This is a genomic window from Mesorhizobium tianshanense, from assembly GCF_007830515.1.
Taxonomy (GTDB): Bacteria; Pseudomonadota; Alphaproteobacteria; order Rhizobiales; family Rhizobiaceae; genus Mesorhizobium; species Mesorhizobium tianshanense.
Genome location: NZ_VLKT01000004.1, coordinates 117,580 through 136,819, shown reverse-complemented (window position 1 = coordinate 136,819; position 19,240 = coordinate 117,580). Strand labels below are relative to the sequence as shown.

Below are 19,240 nucleotides of genomic sequence, written 5' to 3'. Positions count from 1 at the left end.
CTGAACTGCCGGGTGATGGGTTTGCATCATGTCAAGCCGAGCCGCACCAGGTGGCCGGTCACGGGTGAGAAGAGTTGCTCATCGATATAGCCGCCGGTGCGCGTAGTCTCGAACAGAGAGCCTGCGAGCGAGGGATCCTCAACGATCGGTATTGCAAGGCGCTTTGCTTCGGCGACCATCTTATCGGCGATGCGACCTTGCCCCTTGGCAACGACCACCGGTACCTGCGTTTCGCCCTTGACGTAGCGCAGCGCCACCAGTCGGTCGCGTTCGACGATGACCAGGATTGCGTTCTTCAGGCCGAGCTTCACCGGATTTGACACTGTCTCGCGCCGCTGGCGCTGGAATTCCTGCCTGATCAGCGGATCCCCCTCAAGGTCCTTGTACTCGCGCTTGTATTCGGTTTTGGTCATGCGCATGTCGCGCAGGAAAAGCCATCGCTGGATAGGCATGTCGACGATGCCGATGGCGACAAATGCCAGGGCGCCAGCAATTCCGAGTGGGGTGAGCACCGCCATGATCATGAGTTCAATACAGGTTTCACCGCATGCGGGAGTGTCGAAAAGCGGCTGCAGCCAAGCCATGAGGATGATCACGAACAGGCTGGCCAGCATGACAACCTTTGCCAGGCTCTTGATGAACTCAATGACGTTGCGCAATGACGCGATTTTCTTGAGTCCCTTTGCCGGGCTGATGTTGTCGAATTGTGGCTTGAGCGGCTCGAAAGAAAAGACCGGCCCGTAGGTGGCGATCACGCCGAACGCCAGCGTGAGTATGACAATAATGCCGACCATGGGCCCCATGACGACGAACAGCGCCACGATCGCATGGCGGCCCGCCCTCACGCTGGTTTCCTTGAATGAGCCGTTTGCCGACCCGGCCACGATCTGCACAAGCTGGTCCAGGTATTCCCACATCGTCGGCCAGACGAAGAACAGGTATGCGAGGGCGGCAAAGAGCGTGAAGCCCGAGATGAGGTCGCGGCTTTGCGGAACCTGACCTTTCCGCCGCGCTTCCCGCAGTTTCTTGTCCGAGGCGGGTAAGCCTTTTTCCTCAGCTTCTTCGCTCATATCACGACCTTGGCGCGCATCAGGTTCTTGTGTGAGATCCTGCCGTGTGTAAGGTCGGCGCGGGCTTGAACGGAGAGGTGGATATGCGAATGCGTATCGTGTTCATGGCAGTCGTTGCGACGGTGGCGTTGTCCTCCTGTCAGACAGCCAAGACTGAAAAGGATGCCGAAGCCCAGAGCGCATCGACCCAATCCGATCGGTTGCTCAAGCTGGCTGCCGACATTGAAGCGCGCGGCGAAAGCGGCACGGCGATCGCTCTTTACCAACGCGCGACGGCCATGCCTGATGCGAAGCCTGTCGCCTTCGTCAAGGCGGGCGAAGCCTATATGCGCGCCGGCTATCCGGCCGAAGCCCAGAAGGCATACCGCGGGGCTCTCGCCAAGGCACCCAATGACGGACCGGCATTGCTTGGGCTCGGTTCGGCAATGATCGATTCGGGGGATGTCGAGGCCGGCATCCGCGCCCTTGCGCAAGCCGCGCCGATCGTCAACACCAGCCGTGCCTACAACCGGCTTGGCGTCGCCCAGATTTTCGCCGGACAGGTTGAGGAGGCACAGGCCACCCTGGCGCATGCCCTCACGCTGGAGCCTGGCGACCTCGATATCCAGACCAATATGGCGCTTGCCGCTGCCTTGGAGGGCAATTCCGCGACGGCGCTGCCCCTCGTTCAGCGTGTGGCTTCGGCGCCGGGCGCGCAACTGCACCACAAACGCAACGTTGTGGTCGTCTACGGCCTGCTCGGGCAGGCCGAGCAGGTGAGAGCAGCTCCCCCTACCGGTCTGACGACGAAAGAAGTCAACACATTGCTCGCCAACGCCAAATCGATCCGGGGCAAGGCGACCATCAAGGCGAGGGCAAAGGCACTCGGTTCGATATCGGCCTAGCTCTGCGCAGGCGCCGCCACGCTCGTATCTCGGCACTACCGCCGGCGCGCCTGCGCAGCGCCGGCCCATGGGTCAGTTGCCCTCCTGAAGCGGCGCTTGTGCAGCCGCTGCACCGTCATTGGCGCCGCCGGTGGGGATGTCTTCTCCATAAATGTATCGCCGGGCCGCCCTTGCAGTGGGAGCCCCGGGCGCCGCGCCCATGCGCCGCCCTTCGACCAGATCGCGCTGGCTTTCGGCCATGCGTTGAAGATTATGGGCATTGGCGCAACCTGCCGGCAGATGCGGCCCGACATCCGAAACGATCGTCAAGTCCGTCGCGGCCGGGGAGGGGGGGAGATCAGCCGGTTCGTCGAGACAGGCGTCGGGTGCGAGCACTGCGACATCCGCGCCCTTTTGCGAGCCCGCATTGGTCGAGACATAGCTGTAGCCGGATGAATAGTCCTTAGGCGGTGGTTTGCCGTTGACGCAGCCCATGAGCGCGGCAAACGGAAAGACGAGCATTGCTGTGCGGAAAACAGAAAAGTTGGTCATGGTCGGTCTCCCGCTACTTCACGATCAGGCCCATCGCGGACGGGTCCTTGGTGCGTCTGCGCTTGGCCGGTCGATCGATCGGCGTCGCCAGACTGTGATCGCTGACCGGCTCGACCAGAAAAGGCGTAATCAGGATGACCAATTCGGTCTCTTCCCGTTGAAAACGCTGGGACTGGAACAGGGCGCCCAACACCGGAACGTCTCCCAGCACGGGAAATTTTTCCAGGTTGCGTGTGAAATTCTGCTGAAACAACCCGGCAATCGCGAATGTCTGGCCACTGGCGACTTCGACGATAGTGTCGGCCTTGCGAACCACGAAACTCGGCAGGTTGAAGCCGTTGGCGCTGACTGCGGCAGCATTGGTCGAGATCGAACTGACCTCGGGACGAACATGAAGGCCGATGCGGTTGCGGCCGATGAGCGTCGGCGTGAAGGTCAGCGAAACACCGAAGGATTTGTATTCGACGGTTACGGTGTCCTCACTCTGTGGCACCGGAACGGGGATTTCACCACCGGCGAGGAAGCTTGCGGTCTGGCCTGTGACAGCAGTCAGGTTCGGCTCGGCTAGTATCTTGACGAGACCATTGCGCTGCAGCGCTTCGACCAGCACATCAAAATTGAAGCCGGTTGCCTGTTCTATGCCCACGCCGAAATTTCCACCGTCGGCCGACGGCACGGCGTTGTCTTGGAACATGCTGAACTCGAAGCCGCTGGACTTGTAACCGACCGACCAGTCGACGCCGTAGGACTGCAACTCGCTGCGCGAGACTTCCGCGAACCGGACGCGAATGTTGACCTGCTGGGACCCCTGGATCGTGGTGTCGTTGATCGGCGGCGCCTCCGACGGAGAGTAAGTGCGGGCAACGCTGTCAACATCGACGGCTTCCTCGACGCTGCGCGCCTGCCCGGTCGCCACAATACGATTGCCGAAGATCATGAGCTCGGTCGAGGAGGTTGGCTGCAATGCCTGTCTCGCCTGGTTCGCCGGCGCCGAATCAGTGGAAACGCGGAATTGCGCGGTCGCTTCGATGCGTTGATCGGCGGTGATCGCGATCAGGTTGGTAAGCCCGGGCTTCAGGCCGAATACATAGACCACGTCCGCTGAAACCACCTGCAGATCCGCAATGGTGGTGTCGGCGATCAAAACCGATTCCACTGGTTCGTTAAAACGCAGGATGCGCCCCTGGCCGACAGGCAGGTCGATCATCGGTTGGCTCGGCAACGGCGTCACCTCCTGCGCCGACACCCCCGTCACTATGCAAAAAAGCGCTACGAAATACCAAAACGCCGCGATAGCCAGCGAGCGGCATTCAATCGGCCCAAAAGGCGGCCGAATACCCGCAGCCATATCGTGGATTCTCATTCTGTCCCTCTCTTGAGCATGCATCGCCCTCTGGCTCGGTCATGGAATCGCCCCGCTCTCTGCGCTCCCTGTTGGGAGTGAGTGTGAGGTTTGCCGGCCGTTCTGAAGCGACCCGCCGGTTATGGTGGCGAGTGGCTGTACGTTGAATTCGGACGACAGCTCCTGATAGGAAAGCACCGGAAGCTCCAAGCCGTGATGCACGAGCAGGCTGCGCATGTGGCGGCGCACGTCCGCGGCGGTCAGTACCGCCGGCAGAACCCCGGCCGACGTCTGCGCGAGTGCACGCTCGATCTGCGTTACCAGCGCTTGCGTATCGTCGCCGGAGAAATCGAGGAAAGTGCCGGTGGGCGATGACTGCACCGCCGCCCTCACGACGTCCTCGGCCGACCGCTGCAGCACGTAAGCCGCGATAATGTTGTTGCGATCGGCTGAACGAAAACTGATCTGCCGCCTTAGCGCCGAGCGCACATGTTCAGTCAGCAGCACGACATCCTGCTCGCGCCGGCCCCATTCGATGAGCGCTTCCAGGATGAGTCTCAAGTTACGGATCGGCACATTTTCTGCGACCAGTCGCCGCAAGACTTCGGCGATCTTCTGCAACGGTACCGCGTCTTGCGCTTCCCTCACCAGGTCCGCGTAGTCCTGTTCCATATCGGAAAGCAGCCGACGAGTTTCCTGTATGCCGACGAAATGACCGGCATAGAGTCGAAGTGCATACGAGGCCCATTTGGCAGACGTTTCAGCGGGCAGCAGGAAGCTGAGACCGCCTTCCTTCAAGATCGCTGTCTTCGCCTCGTCGACCCAGATCGTGCTGGGACGACCGGCCACCGGCGGGCCTGCCTCGTAGGCGACGCCGATAAGGTCAAGATGCGCGTCGTCCTCCTCGACCAGTACGCGGCCGGCAGGAATCTCGGCTTCCAGGATGGGGGCGCCTTCCAGGTCGATGCAGAGGCGCTGCGGCGCCAGCGTTTCGTCGATGTGGAAGCCAATTGCCGGCACATCGACACCGAGATCCCGAAAGAGATCGCGACGAACGCGATTTGCATGCGCGCTGAAGTCGGATTCGGTGATCGCCTTGCCGAGACCATGACCAAGGCGCGCAATGATCCGGAATGATGACTGCAACGTCTCGATGTCGCCGCCGGAACTCGCAGCGGAAAGCACGTGCTCTTGCGGGGCCGCAACCGGCAGGCCTGCTTCCAGGGTATCGGGTTTCGGGCTTTGCCGGCGGATGAGATATGCACCACCACCGAAAGCCGCGGCGAGCGCCAGGAAGGCGATCGACGGAAAGCCAGGCACCAGGGCGAGCCCGAGCATGATCACGGCGGCGAGTGCGAGCGCGCGCGAATCGCGCAGCAACTGGCCGGTGATCTGGCGGCCGAGGTCGCCCTGGTTGTCGGCTCCGGCGACGCGCGTGACCATCGTGCCGGCCGCCACTGCCACGAGCAGTGCCGGGATCTGGGCGACCAGGCCATCGCCAACGGTCAGCAGTGAATAGGTCGATGCAGCGTCGCCGAGCGACATGCCATGCTGGAGCGTGCCGACCGCAAAACCGCCGATAAGATTGACCAGGATGATGACGATGCCGGCGATGACGTCGCCCTTGACGAATTTCATGGCGCCGTCCATGGCGCCGAACAGCTGACTCTCGCGCTCGAGCTTCTGGCGCAGCCGGCGGGCTTCGGCCTGGTCGATGTCTCCGTTGCGCAGTTCCGCGTCGATGCTCATCTGCTTACCGGGCATGGAGTCGAGCATGAACCGCGCCGCAACCTCGGCGACACGCTCGGCGCCTTTTGCCACGACGATGAACTGGGCCACGGTGATGATGAGGAATATCACCAGGCCGACCGCTATGCTGCCGCCGACGACGAAGGTTCCGAAGGCCGTGATGATGTCGCCCGCATCCGCCTGAAGCAGGATCAGGCGGGTCGTCGTGATGGTGATCGCCAGCCGGAACAGGGTCGCTATCAGAATGACGGAGGGCAGCGAGGAAAATTCCAGTGGCTGCACGACATAGAAGGAAACCAGGAGGATCAGCACGCTGAGCGCGATGTTGGCCGTGATCAGCGTGTCGACCACGAAGGTCGGCAGCGGTATGATCATCATGACAATCGCGACGAGTATCAGGATGGCGATGACGAGATCGCCGCGCCGCGACAGCCTGGCAAGCAATTGCGTCATCCGATCCAACACGGCTAGTCGCCCTCCCGCCGCGAAAGATATGTCCGGAACATGGCGCGTGCTTCCGCCGTGCGGCCCGCTGCCAGCAGCGCACGGCTCTTCAGCAAAGCAAGCGTGGGATGTTCCATGCCTTCCAAAGTCTCCAATCTAGCGATCGTGGCGAGCGCCTTGTCTGCCTCGCCGTCGAGTATCAGCAGGTGAGCGAGCGTGCGCAGGACTCCGGGGTTTCCGGGGGAGAGCTGGGCGGCGATGAGAAGATAGGCTGCCCCCCGTTTCACCTGCCCATGACACCCGTAGAGATAGCCCAAGACGTGCAAGAGCTGGACCGTGTCGTGCGGGTCGGTCAGGTCTCGTTTCCTCCCTGCAACTGGCCAAGCAGATCCCGATGGCGGCCGATCTCGTCTCGCATCAGCGTTCGCGCCAGATCCTTGAGCTGTTCGCCTCCATCGAGATTGGGCACCAGATGGGTAATGCAATGTTGGAGGATCGAGACCGACCGCCGAAGGATCACCGGGTCGGAAATACGCGGCATGACAAAATCGACGAGGGCGTCTTCCAGGGATGTGCCCGCAGCATCCTGAGACGCCTGAAATTCGGCTGCCTCCGGTCGGTCGGACTGTTTGGCTGCGCCCGCCTGATTGGTCCGGCTGTTGGTTTTGCCGATGCCATTCAGCTGCCGCCGATTGATGGGCTGGCTGCGAAGACCTTCGGCATGCTGCGCTCCGCGTCCAGATGTATCCAGCCTGGCCGAATCGAGTCGAGGCCCTTCCAGGCGACGGTTCACTGGTATTTCAGCGCGACCTTGGCGCCACCTTTCGTCAGCAGAAGTTGTTTTTCGCCGATGCTCTCGATGGCCCAGCCATCATCGGTAAAGGCGCCTTCATGGTAGCGCGCGCCATCTGTCGTGATGATATAGGGCCGCTCGCCGTACCAGATCGCTTGCATGGTCAGACGCGGGGCGCGCGTGTCGGCATTGCCGGTGGTGACGTCGGAGGCGAGCAGCAGATGCTCTCCATAAGTTCGGTCGAACCACGATTGGACGTCGGTCCAGGCCTGGAGCTGCGGCGCGGGAATGGTGCCTGAAACCGTCAGGCGGCCGGCGGCCTGTTCGATGGCGAGCCCATCGATGCCTGCCTGTTCCAATTGGAGTTCGAGTTGCCTGCTGGCGTCGTCGGCGGTTGCCGGCGGCTCGCTATCGGCATGCGAGGCGTCGGTGAGCGCATATTGCTGGATGCCGTCGGCGAGCGCCACTTTCGTCAACCCAACATCCGAACGGGCCATTTCAGGGCCGGCCACGGACAGATTGTTGGCCGCCACGACGGCGGTGGATGCAACCGCGAGCAAACCCGCGGCGACAAGCCAGGACCGCCAAGCTAACTGTGACGGTACTTCGGTTTGGGTGGGGCCGGTGAGCTTCAGCCGGGCTTCCCCAAACGATGCTTCGAAGGGCAATTTGCAGCGGCGCCCATGTCCGATGGGCACGACATCGCCATTTGCCAGGACGACATCTCCTCCGACAGCTTCGACCTCGACAAAACCTGCCTTTCGGCGAAGGCGGGCATGTTCGGCGGCGATTCCCGAATCTCTCAGAACTATGCCGGACCCGACGCTGGAGCCGATCGTGTAAAGGAGTCCATCCAATTCCACCTTGGCACCGCTGTGCAGCCCGCCGACGATCTCCAGGATGGCAGGTTGCGTTGCCGGCTGCCTGTCGGTGCGTTCGGCAAAAAGCTGCGGCAATGCGGCGTTCCACTGTCCGAGAGTCGATTTTGCGGTCATGCCGATTGCCCTCCCATCCACCCGTTTGACACGGGGCGCTGGTGTGCGAAAGTTTGCCAATGCCGGACAAAGCATGTGCGCCGCCCAGCTTCAGGCGGCGCACATGAATGATGCTATTACGAACTCGCTCGGGCGATTCCTTCCGCCATGCGGTTCATCGCTGCCTGCTTGGATTCCTGCATTGCCGATTCAAACTTCAGGCCAAGCATTCTGATATCGTGAGCCTTTTGCTTCTCGAGCAGCTGCTCCGGTGTCAGCTGAGTGCTGTTGTTGATACCGGGTACGTCTCCCATCTCGCTCGTCCTTCATCTGGTTGAACTTCGAAGACCCAAAAAATGCCGGAGGCACTCAAGGTGCTTCACGATCACAATCTATGCCAGCGCGAACCGAAATGGAAGTCCATTTGGAATGGAATTGGATTCGAAGTTCCATATGTTGCGTTTGTTGCGTTCCAAGAGTAATCTCGGTGCGGGGTGAATAGGGTGAGGGTTATGGAAAAAGGTCCTTTGACGGAACAATTGGTGGAACGATTTGAGGCAATGCCGCCGCAGCTGCAGATAGCTGCCCGGTTTGTGCTGGATCATCCGCAGGATGTCGCGCTGATGTCGATGCGCGAACAGGCGCATCAGGCCGGCGTTTCGCACACGACGATGATGAGATTGGCGCGGTGGCTTGGCCTCGACCGCTACGAAGACATGCGCAGTCTTTATGCGAAGGCACTGCGTGCGCCGGGCTTTTCCTCTGGCGGATCAGTCGGCCTGGATCGCAGAGGGGAGGGCGATGGCGGCCATGCCACAGCCGGCGTTGTTGCCGATACGCTCGCAGCACAAATCGCAAGCCTTGGCGAATACGGCACCGCCATGCAGCTGATCGCCGCGGCCGAGGTTCTTGCCGGCTGCCGCAGCCTTTTCAGTCTGGGCTTCCGGTCGGAGCATGCTGTTGCGCATCATTTCTCCTACACGATGTCGCAACTCGGCAAGCGGGCGGTACTGCTCGATGCGGCCGGAGGGCTTGGCATCGATCTCCTGCGTGGAGCCGGTCCGGCCGACGCGGTGCTTGCCGTGAGCGTAGCGCCCTATTGCCGGATGACCATCGAGACGGCGCGGCAAGCCGCCAGGCAGGGCGTGGCGGTCGTCGCCATTACCGACAGCAGCGTTTCGCCGCTGGCCCGCATGGCCAACGAAAGCGTTCTGGTGACCTGCGGTTCGCAATCCTTTTTCACAAGCATGGCACCGGCCCTGGCCGCGGCGGAAATACTTGCCGCGCTGATCGCGGCCAGGTCCGGCGCAACCACCGATCAGACTGCGAAGGACGTCGAGCGCGAACTCGAGGCGCTTGATGTTTTTTGGAAGCCGCCTCGATAGCCGTCCGACCAATGTGTCGGGGCGCGGGGGCGTGACGGCAGCCTGACTGCTGGAACAGGATTTGATGTGTTTCCGGAGATTGTTCGATGGTCCGCCCGATTACCCTGAAGCCTTCAAATCCACCAAATCCGCCCCAGAAGATCGCGCCGAAAACGAATGCCGATCGGACATCGAGGCTTCAAAATGAGGCGGCCAAGCTGCAGGAGCAGATCAGGCTTGCCAACAAGATGGGCGAGCGAGACTGGGCGGCACAGGCGCGTCAAAGGCTTTCCCAAGTCAATTCCGAGCTGAGTTCTCTGCAGAGCCCGCCGATTGCGACGACCGCCGCGCCCGCCGGGGCCCGTCTCAACGGCACCACGGGCGGTCCGTCCGGCAATGGTATGACGACGCCGGCGCTTTTCACGACGCCGTCGCTTTTCACGATGCCCGCCACCTTTAGCGCCACGAACGGTACGCAGCTGGTGACGTTGGACGGCGGCACGGGTCAGAACCCGCAAGCCACGGCCAACGGCATCGTCAAGGACATCACCGATGGCAAAAGCATCGACAACATCGCTGCCGACCGGGGGATGACGCGAGAGGACGTGCTCGCCGCGTTGAAAGCTGGCGGCATGACGGTATCGACAACCGACCCGACCAGCGACAATGGCGATGTGCGGACCACGCGGATAACCGACGGCAGCGGCAAAACCGTCACCGAATACTACGATCTTCAGCATGGCAACTATCATGCACAGGTGACCGGCCCGGGCGGCGCGGAGACGACCACGCCGCTTCGCGACGGGCTCGGCCGCAAGCAAACAAACAGCTACAATCCCGACACCGGCGCCATCACCACGCGATACGAGGACGATCTCGGCAGTGGCACGGTCACGACACGGACTTCCCGGCCGAATGGCGCGACCATAGAAACGACGGCGCCGGGGAGCGGTCCTGCACTGCCGGTGACCGTGGTGACCTCTCCCGATGGTCGCAAAACGACGCTGGCTGCCAAGCAGGACCCCGGCGGAGACAGCACGAAGGCAATCAAGGATGGGCTTGCCGCGGGCAAGAGCCTCGAACAGATCGCCACGGAACAAGGGCTGACCCGGGAGCAGGTGGTCGCCGAGTTGGAAGCGAGCGGCCTGCAGGTCAAGTCGACTGACCCGAAAAGCGACAACGGAGACATCCAGACCGTTGAGACCGTCGATCCGCACACCGGCGACAAGGTCACGTACCGCAACGACTATCAGCATGGCGTGCGGACCGTCGTGACCGTTGTCGACGGCAAGGAAACCAGTCACTCCGTGGACGGCTTTGGCGGTACCCGCCATAGCGTCAAGAACATCAAGACCGGTGAGAGCACGACGACTATCGTCGATCCGAAGGCGAATACCGAGGTCAAGATCGTCGTCGACAAGGAGGGCCGCACAACCACCACGACGACGGAAAAGCTCAACGATGGCACCCGCGAGACCGTCAAAGTCACGTTTAATGGCTATACGCTGACGACGCATCCCGACGGCAACATGACTCTGCACGACGACAAGCTGGGTACGGACCTGAAGCTCGAGGCCGGCAGTCGCAACGCGGCGCTGGCCGAGACGCTGATGTCGGTCAACCCCAACAGCAGCGATCCGGCGCGCGCCAAGGAAGGCCAGGTCGTCAAGACATTCGTGGAGGGTGTGTTCGCTGGCGAGGCGTTGCCGGGCCTTTTGGCCGCCGCCGAGCAAAAGGGTGTCGACAAGCAGCAGCTCATCGACAAATACGGGCTGGGCGTGGTCGCATCGCCGACTCGCGATGAAAACAACAAGGTCATCGACCCGTTTGGCAATCCGCCGCAGGGCAACGCGCCATCGGGCGGCAAGTGGATTCCGATAAAGGTCGATGGCGTCTATCGCTGGGTTGACCCGGAGGTCGGCAAGGCGATCATCGCTGAAAACACGGCGTTGTCACGGGTCACCGAGGCGCAGGCGCGGGCCACTCAGAAGCAGGCGCAGACCGACGTCTATCTGCTCGACCCGGCCTATAAGGACGCGGTCGAGGGAGCCCGGACCGTCATCAACAAGGCTCTTGCTCCGCACAATCTGATCTGGGTCCCGGAAAAACCGAAAGGCACTCTGGCCGAGGCCAATGCCCGGCTCACCAAGGCGAACACGCTTCTGGAGAATGCGACCAACGCGCGGATCGAATATGAGAGCGCCGAAAGCGGCCTTGCGGATGCGATCGACAAGAATGCGCAGCTGAAGCCTCTGAGCGACCCCAACGCGCCTGCCGCCTATCCAGCCGACGGTCCGCGTGTCGATCGCCATGCCGAATATGCCCAAGGGCTTGCCGACCATGCCGGCGTGAAATCACTCTTCGCCGATATCGGCCTGCATATGAGCAAGGGTGATAAATTCACGGTCGACTATATGGTCGGCCAGGCGGAGTTTCTCGGGGTTTCGCCGGATTCCGAAGAGTTCAAGAAACTCAAAGGCATGCAGGAGGCGGCTGGTAGCCAGGTTGAACTCGCCGAAGCCTATCAGACGTTTTATAGCGCGCATGCGAATGCCGCCGGTATAAATGCGCAGGCAACAAGCCTCGAGAACCAGCTTCTCGTTGAATACAACAAGAAAAATCAGCATCTGTTCGAGCCGGACAAGAAACACAGCACCTATGGCGGCGACTATCTCGGCAAGTTCGTACGGCAGGAGATAAAATACCACGAAGACGGCCAGATTTCGGTTATCAATCATTTCGAGGAAGGCACCACCGAACAGAAACTCACCGTCAACCTCAGCGACAAGAACACGACTGAGGAATACCGCGACAGACCGCTCAACCGGCAATGGCAGGAACTTCTGGGCTGCGGCTCGGATGGGCTTCAGGGCGCCAGGATGGCCGAGGCCCAGGCCGGCAAAGACCTCAACACGGTTTTTTCCGATCAACTCGGCAACGGTCTGGAGGATCTGACGGCGCAGCTCAAGACGCTTCAAGCCGACTACGACAAGGCACTCGCCGATTTCGGGCCGGGAAGTGTCGCCCCTCCGAAAGGGACTTTGCCCGACGGCGTCGAGCCGGTCGAGATCACCGTTGGCGGACAAACGATCAAGGTGGCGCCGGATGTTGCCGCCCAGGTCGAGAAAAACGGCATCGATGCGCTGACGCAAGCCGGCAAGGCGGTCTGGATCGATCTCGATCCAGGCGATTCCAGCCAGGGCCGTTGGGTCGATCCCAGGCTGGCGGTCGCCAGGATCAAGCTCGTCGACACCCGGAACCAGTTCGACAATACCGAGGATCTGCGTCGGCAGGTCGACGGATTCGTCAGCTGGCACGATGTGCGCACCCGCGAGCCGGGCCTGCTCTACGATCGCAACAATTATTCGGACAAGGCCTATCTCGACAGGCACCAGCAGGAAACGCTGGACGGCCTGTTTCAGCCCCAGTTCCAGAGCCTGCTGGACAACGGCTTCGACAACCAGTTCCGCCCGCTGGACGCCGATGCGCTCGACCGGGACGTCACGACCGCGCTCCATCTCGACACCTCGACGCAACAGGACCGCGACATCCTGGCCGATGTCACCGAGGAGATCCGCGAGATCGGCGGCGACAATGCACAGGTGCGCAAGGTTCGCCTGTTCTACGTGAGCGATGGCGCGCCGACGGAAGAGGTGACACTGTTCGCCGTCAAGAATGGCGACGGCGTTCGCTATGTCGACCGCACCGGCAGGGCGTTCGACAATCTCGGGGATTTCCAGGACAACAACATCCAGTTCAGCGAGCACGGCAAGCTGGTCGCGCCGAAGGGCCTGGAGATGAAGGCGGGCGATGACGGCAACGTGGCGCTCGAGGTCGTCAAGGCGCGCAACGTGTCGGTCATGGACCGGGTCGTGGACCCGGTGATCGGCATCGGCACCGGACTGGCGACCCTCGCTTCGTTCACGCCTCTTGCACCGGTGGCGGCGCCCCTGGCCTACGGCGGCGCCGCCTACCTGGGAACCCGGGCGGTGATACGGCAAGTCAACCACATGAACCATGGCGGCGAATGGGACGACACCGAGTCCATGATGAACGTGGCGAGCGTGGTCACGACCGTCCTGCCGACGGCGTCCAGCGCTTTCCGTACATTCGGTATGGCGAGAACGACCTCAATGACGTGGACGCAGGCCTTCCGCGGCAGCATCGGCGCGACGAAGGCGGGTTCCCCCCTTGCGCAGCAAACCCAGACCTACATGCAATCCACCGCTGCCCTCAACAGGGCGGCCTGGGGCATGGATGTCGGGGCCATGATCGTCGGTGCGCCGTTGCTGGTCGCATCGGGGTACGACCTGGCCGCCAACGGTGACCAGATGACGGGCCTCGAACTGGCCAACGCGATCACCGGTCTTGGAACCGGCATCGCCGGCACCGGCCTCGGCATCCGGGGCCTGCGCCACCTGCGGCCGGGTTCCGGCGGCCAATCCCCCGCCAGCCCCAATGCGGCCGTGCCGCCGAATGCGGCAATCCCGCATGCGCCGAACCAACCGCCATCGCCACCCTTGGCTGGGGGTCCAAAGGGAGCAAATCCGCCGGCAGCGCCGATCGTGGTCAATGTGGCTGGCCCCCACAGTCCCAACGCGCCTGTCGGCCCGCAAGCCAGCCACCCGATCGTTGTCCCAACCGCCTCGGGCGGCAATGGCGGCCTTGGCCGCCTGGTCTGGGATCCGGCGACAAAAACGTTCTCCGGCACGCCGGAGCGCAATCCAGGACAGTATACCTACACAAGCGGCAAGGATCCCAGGACACGTTCGGCCTATCTCGACGGCCTGACGCCCGAACAGTTGTTGGCCAGATATCAGCGCGAATCCGGGTATTATTCCGCCCGTGAAATGGCCGAGCGCTATGGTCCGGACGGTTTGCAACTGCCGGCGAAGTCGCTGAAGGATGCATTGCCCGACTTCCGGGTCGGCGTCACCTTCCGGGTACGGCTGAATACCGGCCAGTTCGTCGGCATCGGTTCGCCGACCATCTCGGCGGTCGGGTTTGGCATCGGCACAAAAACTGATTTTGGCATCATCGGATGGTCGATCCTCGACAGCTTTAGCCAGAAAAGCGTGGCGCCGCTGAAAGACGCGCTCAGCACGCAGGGCGTTGTGTCGTTCCGGGCGAGGGAATACCTCAACATCACCGGCCTCCAGGCCGGTGTCTGGCCAGTCTCAAATCAAACGGCATTCCCGGTCCGCGCCAAGGATTTGGCGAAGGTAGCCCAGGAAGCGCTGTTCACCGACAAGGCTGGTTACGACGCGCGAGTGCGCGATGTCCGCGTGGCCGGAAAGACGCCAGACGAGGATGGCGCCGCCACCGTGATCGAGCTGGGCTATACCCCTTCGCTGAAAGGCGAAGGGGTGTCGCTTGCTCCCGGCGAGCATGATTTCTTCGGCGTCCCCGCCGAGAGCAACGGCGGTCATGTGCGCCTGCAAGGCACGCTGCCCTTCGACCGGGTAATGACCGAATTCAAGGCGGGGCTGCGCCTGCCCGTGCTTGCCAATCATGTCGATACGGTCGATCAACTGCCACGGGCAGGTTTTGAGAAGCGCCCGGAATCGCCGGTGAAAGACACGCTCAGGGCCGGCGATGTCGTGTCAAAGCAGGCGTTCGATCAGATCGAAGCCGCTTTGGGTTCGACCACTCTGCATGTGCGGTTCACGGTCAAGGATCCGGCCAAGGCGGCCGATCTTGTCGCGGCGTTGAAAACGGGCGATGTCGACGCGATACGAGCTCTTGTCGCCGCTGGCGAGATCGATCCCGCGAAAACTGTTTCGTTTGTCGAGAATCCGATAACAAGCGGGTTTCGCCTTTCGGCTGTGCCCGGCAAGACGCCGTCAAAGGATATCAATCTTTTGACGGGCGAGACGGTTCGCATGGGCAATCCCGATGCGATGCTGATCGACGTGATCTTCAACGACAACAACAGGCTGCCGGGTGTGCTCGGCTTCAATCCCGACAAGATGGTCACGTCGGCCAGCTACCAGGTAAAGGGCAAGGTTCAGTCCTGGCTTCCGGAGGGGATGCAGCCCAACCGGCCGCCCCAATCCAGATCCATGCCAACGGACGGCAACATCTACCAGGGCCTCTACGGTTCCTACGGCACGCCGGCCACGCGCTATACGGCATCGCTTTCCACGCCTCCCTTGCCATCCGGCCCCTTTGCCTACAGCGCCGAGGTGAGGGTGCAGTTCAAGTCCAGCGCGGCAAAGGCGCCGTCCTCCATAGCCAAGGGCAAGAATGCCGTCCTGACGTTCGACGGCGTGGACGGCAAGCCGGTGGACATTACCGTTCCCGCCTGGCTTGCGCATGCCCTTGGCGATACGCCCGCCGGGGCGGCGACGGTTGTGCCCAAGGGCGGCAAGGCATCACTCGACAAATTCCTGGGCGACCTGGAAAAGCAGGCGCGGCCTGACCAGGCGAGGGCGATCGCGCAATTTCGAAAGGATTTCGGCGATGTGATTGCCGACGGCAAATTCCTGCGGTCGGATGCGGCTGATGCCGTGGTAACCTTCCTTTCCCTGCAAGTGGGCCGCCGTGGAAGCGGACCGATCCGCATCAGGGACGAGAACGGCCAGTGGATAACGGCGACCCGGCTTGGGCCGGTACCGCGCAATGCAGACAGCGTCTATGTGCCGCCGGCAGAGGGACCGCCTGCGCGCGGCGACGAACCGACGCTGATGCACAAGTCGCACCAACTGGTGCGCGATTCCGATACCGGCGAGGCCTTTGTTTTGCCGTGGATACGGGGCGCTTCGGAAGAGCACGTGCCAGGCAGTTTGCCGAAATCCGCGAGCCAACATGGGCCCGCAGCAGGCCCAAGGCCGGCGCCAGACGCCAAGGCTCTGAAGCAGATGACCGGCGAAGACATGGCGACGCTGGCGGAGGCTCAACTGCAAGGAATGGCGCCGGTGCTCTTCGGCCGGCTCAGTGTTGAGCAGGTCGGAGGCTTGACGTCCGAGCAGATCGGCTGGCTTTCGGCGCAGCAACTGGCGGCGATGAAGCCGAAGCAATTGCGGGCATTGACCCCCGAACAGATGCAGGCGATCAAACCGGAATTGCTGAATGCCATTCCGGCGGGGCGCATTACGCAATTCAGCCCTAAGCAGGTAGCAGCGCTTTCACCCGAACAGCTCGCCGCGTTGACGGTCGCCCAGACCAAGAAGCTGACCGCGGCGCAACTCGCCGGGCTGTCGTCCGAACAGTTTAACGCGTTCACTACGCAACAGTTCAAGGCACTGAGACCGGCACAAATCGCGGGGCTCAAGCCTGAACAGATCGGTTCGCTGAAGAAGGAGCATCTGGAGGCGTTTTCGCTCGAACAGTTCGCGGCGCTCTCAACCAAACAACTGGCGGCGTTGTCCGGGGAACAATTCGCTTTGTTCAAGCCGGAGCTGATCGGCAGCTTGAGCACGGAACAGTTGTCCATACTCACCGCGGAACAGTTCAATTCGCTTACGAAGGAGCAACTTGGCGCCATCAAGCCTGGTCGGCTGGGCAAGGTCGGCGCTGACCAACTCGCCGCTTTCAAGCCGGAGACAATCGCGGCATTGTCGCCCGATACAATCGCGAGCCTGACACCGCAGCAGATCGCGGCGCTGACCGGCAGCCAGCTCGGTGCGCTGACGGTTCAGCAGGTTGGACGGCTGACATCCAGGCAGATCGCGGCGCTGACGCCCGACCAGCTTCGGTCGATGAGCCCTGGCCAGTTACGCAAATTTACGCCCGACCAGTTGCTGGCAATGAGCAGCGAACAGTTGGGCGCCCTGTCGCTCCTTCAACTGACCACGTTCCGGGCAACGCACAAAAAACAGCTGACGGCCGAGCAGGCGGCCGAACTCAAGCAATTGATAAAGACCGCGCGCAAGCAGGAGCTCAAGCAGGTGCTGCTTACGTTCGGCGTTATGGCGGGCGTGTCAACCGCAATGTGGACCACGCTGCCGCGTGGTTGGGCCTTGACCATCGGCGGCGTCGCTTTCTCCGTGCGCGGTACGGTGTTCACATTGCAATCGTTCTTCCCGAATGCGACCGGAATGAACACGCGTTTCGGGCGCACGCTCAACACCATTGGAGGACTGACTTTCTCCGCGGCAGCGCCGGGCGCGCTGCTGCCCTCGGTGGAGGGCACCAATCTCGGCGTGAATGGCACGTATTCGGTGGGCAATCTCATCTATGGCACGAAGACCTCCTTGCAGGTCGTCACGCAACGTCCGGTGCTCCGCAACGCTGCCGAGCACATCGCCGGACCGGCCTATATTGCGGGATCGGCGGTCTATATGTGGCAGTCGATCAAGACCGGCGATCCGGTCGATATCACGGCCGGCGCCATGTTTACCTTCGGGTGTGCGGAATTCTGGGTTTCGGCATTAAGAACCGATTTCCGGAATCGCAAACCGGTGCCGATCACCGATCAGCAAGTCGCTGCCGCTGCGAAATCCGATGCCCGCTGGGCAATGGCGGATCGCGTCACGCTCGGCGTCACATTCGGCATCGGCATGTTCCTGTTCTCATGGTCGGCGCTTCGCTCCGAGCCATGGAACAACGCCGCGCCGGCGAGCGATCCCGATGAAGACATCGATCCCGCCGACGATGTCGCGCCGCCAGTCGATGATATCCCTGGGAAGCCGGAGCCGAAACCTGAGAAACCCGCCGAGCCGTTTCCGCAACTCGTCGTGCTCGCAGATGACGGCTTGAACGTCAGGGCAGGGCCTGGACAACAGGCGGATGTGATAAGCGTCCTCGAACCCGGAACGCTCGCTCAGCAGACGGGTGGACCGTCGAATGCAAACGACGGTGCCTGGATTCCGATTGAGGGATACGGCGCCGACGAAAAGCTCCATGACGGATGGGTCGCGGCCGAGTATGTCGAGCCACATCCGGAAGGTTCGCGCAATGCACGCGGCAGAACGAATCCCGCGCTCGAGGCGCAAGGCTATCGTTGGGTCGATGCCCGGCTTGGCCAGAGCATTGGGCTGATCGCCAGGAGCAGATCCGCCGACGTGGCGAAGACGGTGGCGTTGAACATGGACCACATCCTTCGCCCCGACGCGATCTTCGAGGGAGACCGGATCTATCTGCCGGCGTAGTCCCGCAACAATCTGGCGAAGCCGTCGGCCGGCGACTTTACGACGGCGTTGTCGTTGCGGACTGCGTAAGCCTTTGCGGTACGCAAGGCGAGCTCGGCAGCATGTTCAGCCACCGGGTTTGTGGGTTCCATGGCATAGGATGCGGTGAACAGCAGGTCTGAGGGATGCCAGTCGCAGTCGACAATAAGCAATTTGCCTTCGGCTACATGGTCGCCGACCAAGTCGCGCGGAAGCGACGCGATCCCGATCCCGTCCAGTGTCATCTTGATGGAGGCGGCAAGCGAGTTTGCCGGGAACACCCGCGGAGGCTCGTCGAATTCGCTGCTGAGCTTGCGGTAGATTTCACTGTAAGGCCGTGTGGTTCGGCCATAGCTGATGATCGGGAACTGCGTCAGTTGGCAAAGGGTCAGTTTGCTCGTGTTCGCCAATTTGAGCTGCGGGGCGCAGACCCAGACCAGCGGAACCGGTGGCATTCCGACGTTTTCGATACGAAATTCCAGAACCGGGCCCATCAACACTGCGAGATCGATTCGCTGCGAGATGAGTTCGTTGCGCAAGTTCGTCGTCGCGTCGACGAGAAGATCCGTCTCGATCAAGGGAAAGTCGACCTGAAACTCTCGTAGGAAATCGGGGAGCCAAGTCTGGACGATTGTCTCCGAAACACCAAGCCGTAGCACGCCGCCTGTCCCGGCATCCGGATGCGCCGCCATCTGCAGCTTGTCGGCCATGCGAAGAACGCGTTTTGCCGCCGGCAGCAACTGGTGCCCTTTCGCGGTCAACCGGACGGAACTGCTGTGGCGCTCGAACAGCTTGACGCCGAGTGCCTCCTCCAGGCCAGCGATGCGGCTGGAGATTGCGGGCTGAGTCGTGTTCAGCCGTTCAGCGGCTTTTCGAAAGCTGCCGAGCGTCGCCACCCAAAGAAACGTTTCTAGCTGTTTGATGTTGAAAGGGATCATCGGCAACAATCCGTCTGATGGCCTGCAGCGGTAGGCGCGCG

The 19,240-nt window shown here is 61.9% G+C and carries 12 protein-coding genes; 3 read left to right on the top strand and 9 right to left on the bottom strand.

Going from position 1 to position 19,240, the window contains the following annotated elements; all coding sequences use genetic code 11:
- Window positions 1-26: 26 nt before the first annotated feature.
- A complete protein-coding gene (locus tag IQ26_RS04550; RefSeq protein ID WP_145714158.1) occupies window positions 27-1,070 on the bottom strand; it encodes an EscU/YscU/HrcU family type III secretion system export apparatus switch protein in 1,044 nt (347 codons plus the stop codon).
- A gap of 89 nt (window positions 1,071-1,159) precedes the next feature.
- Here IQ26_RS04550 and IQ26_RS04545 point away from each other — a divergent pair, with 89 nt between their 5' ends.
- On the top strand, window positions 1,160-1,954 hold the full coding sequence (locus IQ26_RS04545) for a tetratricopeptide repeat protein (RefSeq protein WP_240547002.1): 795 nt from the start codon (window positions 1,160-1,162) through the stop codon (window positions 1,952-1,954).
- A 72-nt stretch (window positions 1,955-2,026) separates the two neighbouring features.
- Here IQ26_RS04545 and IQ26_RS04540 read toward each other — a convergent pair whose 3' ends face one another.
- From IQ26_RS04540 to IQ26_RS39080, 7 genes are all read right to left on the bottom strand, one after another.
- Complete coding sequence (locus IQ26_RS04540) at window positions 2,027-2,485, bottom strand: hypothetical protein (RefSeq protein WP_240547001.1); 459 nt, start codon at window positions 2,483-2,485, stop codon at window positions 2,027-2,029.
- A gap of 13 nt (window positions 2,486-2,498) precedes the next feature.
- Complete coding sequence (locus IQ26_RS04535) at window positions 2,499-3,833, bottom strand: type II and III secretion system protein family protein (protein WP_145714508.1); 1,335 nt, start codon at window positions 3,831-3,833, stop codon at window positions 2,499-2,501.
- A gap of 54 nt (window positions 3,834-3,887) precedes the next feature.
- Window positions 3,888-6,041, bottom strand: a complete 2,154-nt coding sequence (gene sctV / locus IQ26_RS04530) for a type III secretion system export apparatus subunit SctV (protein WP_167522662.1) — start codon at window positions 6,039-6,041, stop codon at window positions 3,888-3,890.
- 2 nt (window positions 6,042-6,043) lie between these two features.
- On the bottom strand, window positions 6,044-6,307 hold the full coding sequence (locus tag IQ26_RS04525; RefSeq protein WP_240547000.1) for a hypothetical protein: 264 nt from the start codon (window positions 6,305-6,307) through the stop codon (window positions 6,044-6,046).
- A gap of 65 nt (window positions 6,308-6,372) precedes the next feature.
- A complete protein-coding gene (locus tag IQ26_RS04520) occupies window positions 6,373-6,813 on the bottom strand; it encodes a hypothetical protein (protein ID WP_240546999.1) in 441 nt (146 codons plus the stop codon).
- On the bottom strand, window positions 6,810-7,808 hold the full coding sequence (locus tag IQ26_RS04515; protein WP_162457862.1) for a SctD/MshK family protein: 999 nt from the start codon (window positions 7,806-7,808) through the stop codon (window positions 6,810-6,812). Before IQ26_RS04515 ends, IQ26_RS04520 begins: the two co-directional genes overlap by 4 nt.
- A 116-nt stretch (window positions 7,809-7,924) precedes the next feature.
- Window positions 7,925-8,101, bottom strand: a complete 177-nt coding sequence (locus IQ26_RS39080; RefSeq protein WP_156090921.1) for a hypothetical protein — start codon at window positions 8,099-8,101, stop codon at window positions 7,925-7,927.
- A 228-nt stretch (window positions 8,102-8,329) separates the two neighbouring features.
- On the opposite strand from IQ26_RS39080, the gene IQ26_RS04510 reads away from it, so the two are divergent.
- Complete coding sequence (locus IQ26_RS04510; RefSeq protein ID WP_240546998.1) at window positions 8,330-9,172, top strand: MurR/RpiR family transcriptional regulator; 843 nt, start codon at window positions 8,330-8,332, stop codon at window positions 9,170-9,172.
- Window positions 9,173-9,258: 86 nt separating this feature from the next.
- On the top strand, window positions 9,259-18,243 hold the full coding sequence (locus IQ26_RS04505; RefSeq protein ID WP_145714130.1) for a DUF4781 domain-containing protein: 8,985 nt from the start codon (window positions 9,259-9,261) through the stop codon (window positions 18,241-18,243).
- Here the strand turns inward: IQ26_RS04505 and IQ26_RS04500 are convergent.
- Complete coding sequence (locus IQ26_RS04500) at window positions 18,228-19,199, bottom strand: LysR family transcriptional regulator (protein ID WP_145714500.1); 972 nt, start codon at window positions 19,197-19,199, stop codon at window positions 18,228-18,230. The two genes, IQ26_RS04505 and IQ26_RS04500, sit on opposite strands and share 16 nt — an antisense overlap.
- Window positions 19,200-19,240 lie beyond the last annotated feature (41 nt).

Bases quoted from the DNA above. Each gene is read 5' to 3' on its own strand.
- IQ26_RS04545 (WP_240547002.1), top strand. From the start codon at position 1,160: ATGCGTATCGTGTTCATGGCAGTCGTTGCGACGGTGGCGTTGTCCTCC.
- IQ26_RS04515 (WP_162457862.1), bottom strand. From the start codon at position 7,808: ATGACCGCAAAATCGACTCTCGGACAGTGGAACGCCGCATTGCCGCAG.
- IQ26_RS39080 (WP_156090921.1), bottom strand. From the start codon at position 8,101: ATGGGAGACGTACCCGGTATCAACAACAGCACTCAGCTGACACCGGAG.
- IQ26_RS04550 (WP_145714158.1), bottom strand. From the start codon at position 1,070: ATGAGCGAAGAAGCTGAGGAAAAAGGCTTACCCGCCTCGGACAAGAAA.
- IQ26_RS04500 (WP_145714500.1), bottom strand. From the start codon at position 19,199: ATGATCCCTTTCAACATCAAACAGCTAGAAACGTTTCTTTGGGTGGCG.
- IQ26_RS04535 (WP_145714508.1), bottom strand. From the start codon at position 3,833: ATGGCTGCGGGTATTCGGCCGCCTTTTGGGCCGATTGAATGCCGCTCG.
- IQ26_RS04505 (WP_145714130.1), top strand. From the start codon at position 9,259: ATGGTCCGCCCGATTACCCTGAAGCCTTCAAATCCACCAAATCCGCCC.
- IQ26_RS04540 (WP_240547001.1), bottom strand. From the start codon at position 2,485: ATGACCAACTTTTCTGTTTTCCGCACAGCAATGCTCGTCTTTCCGTTT.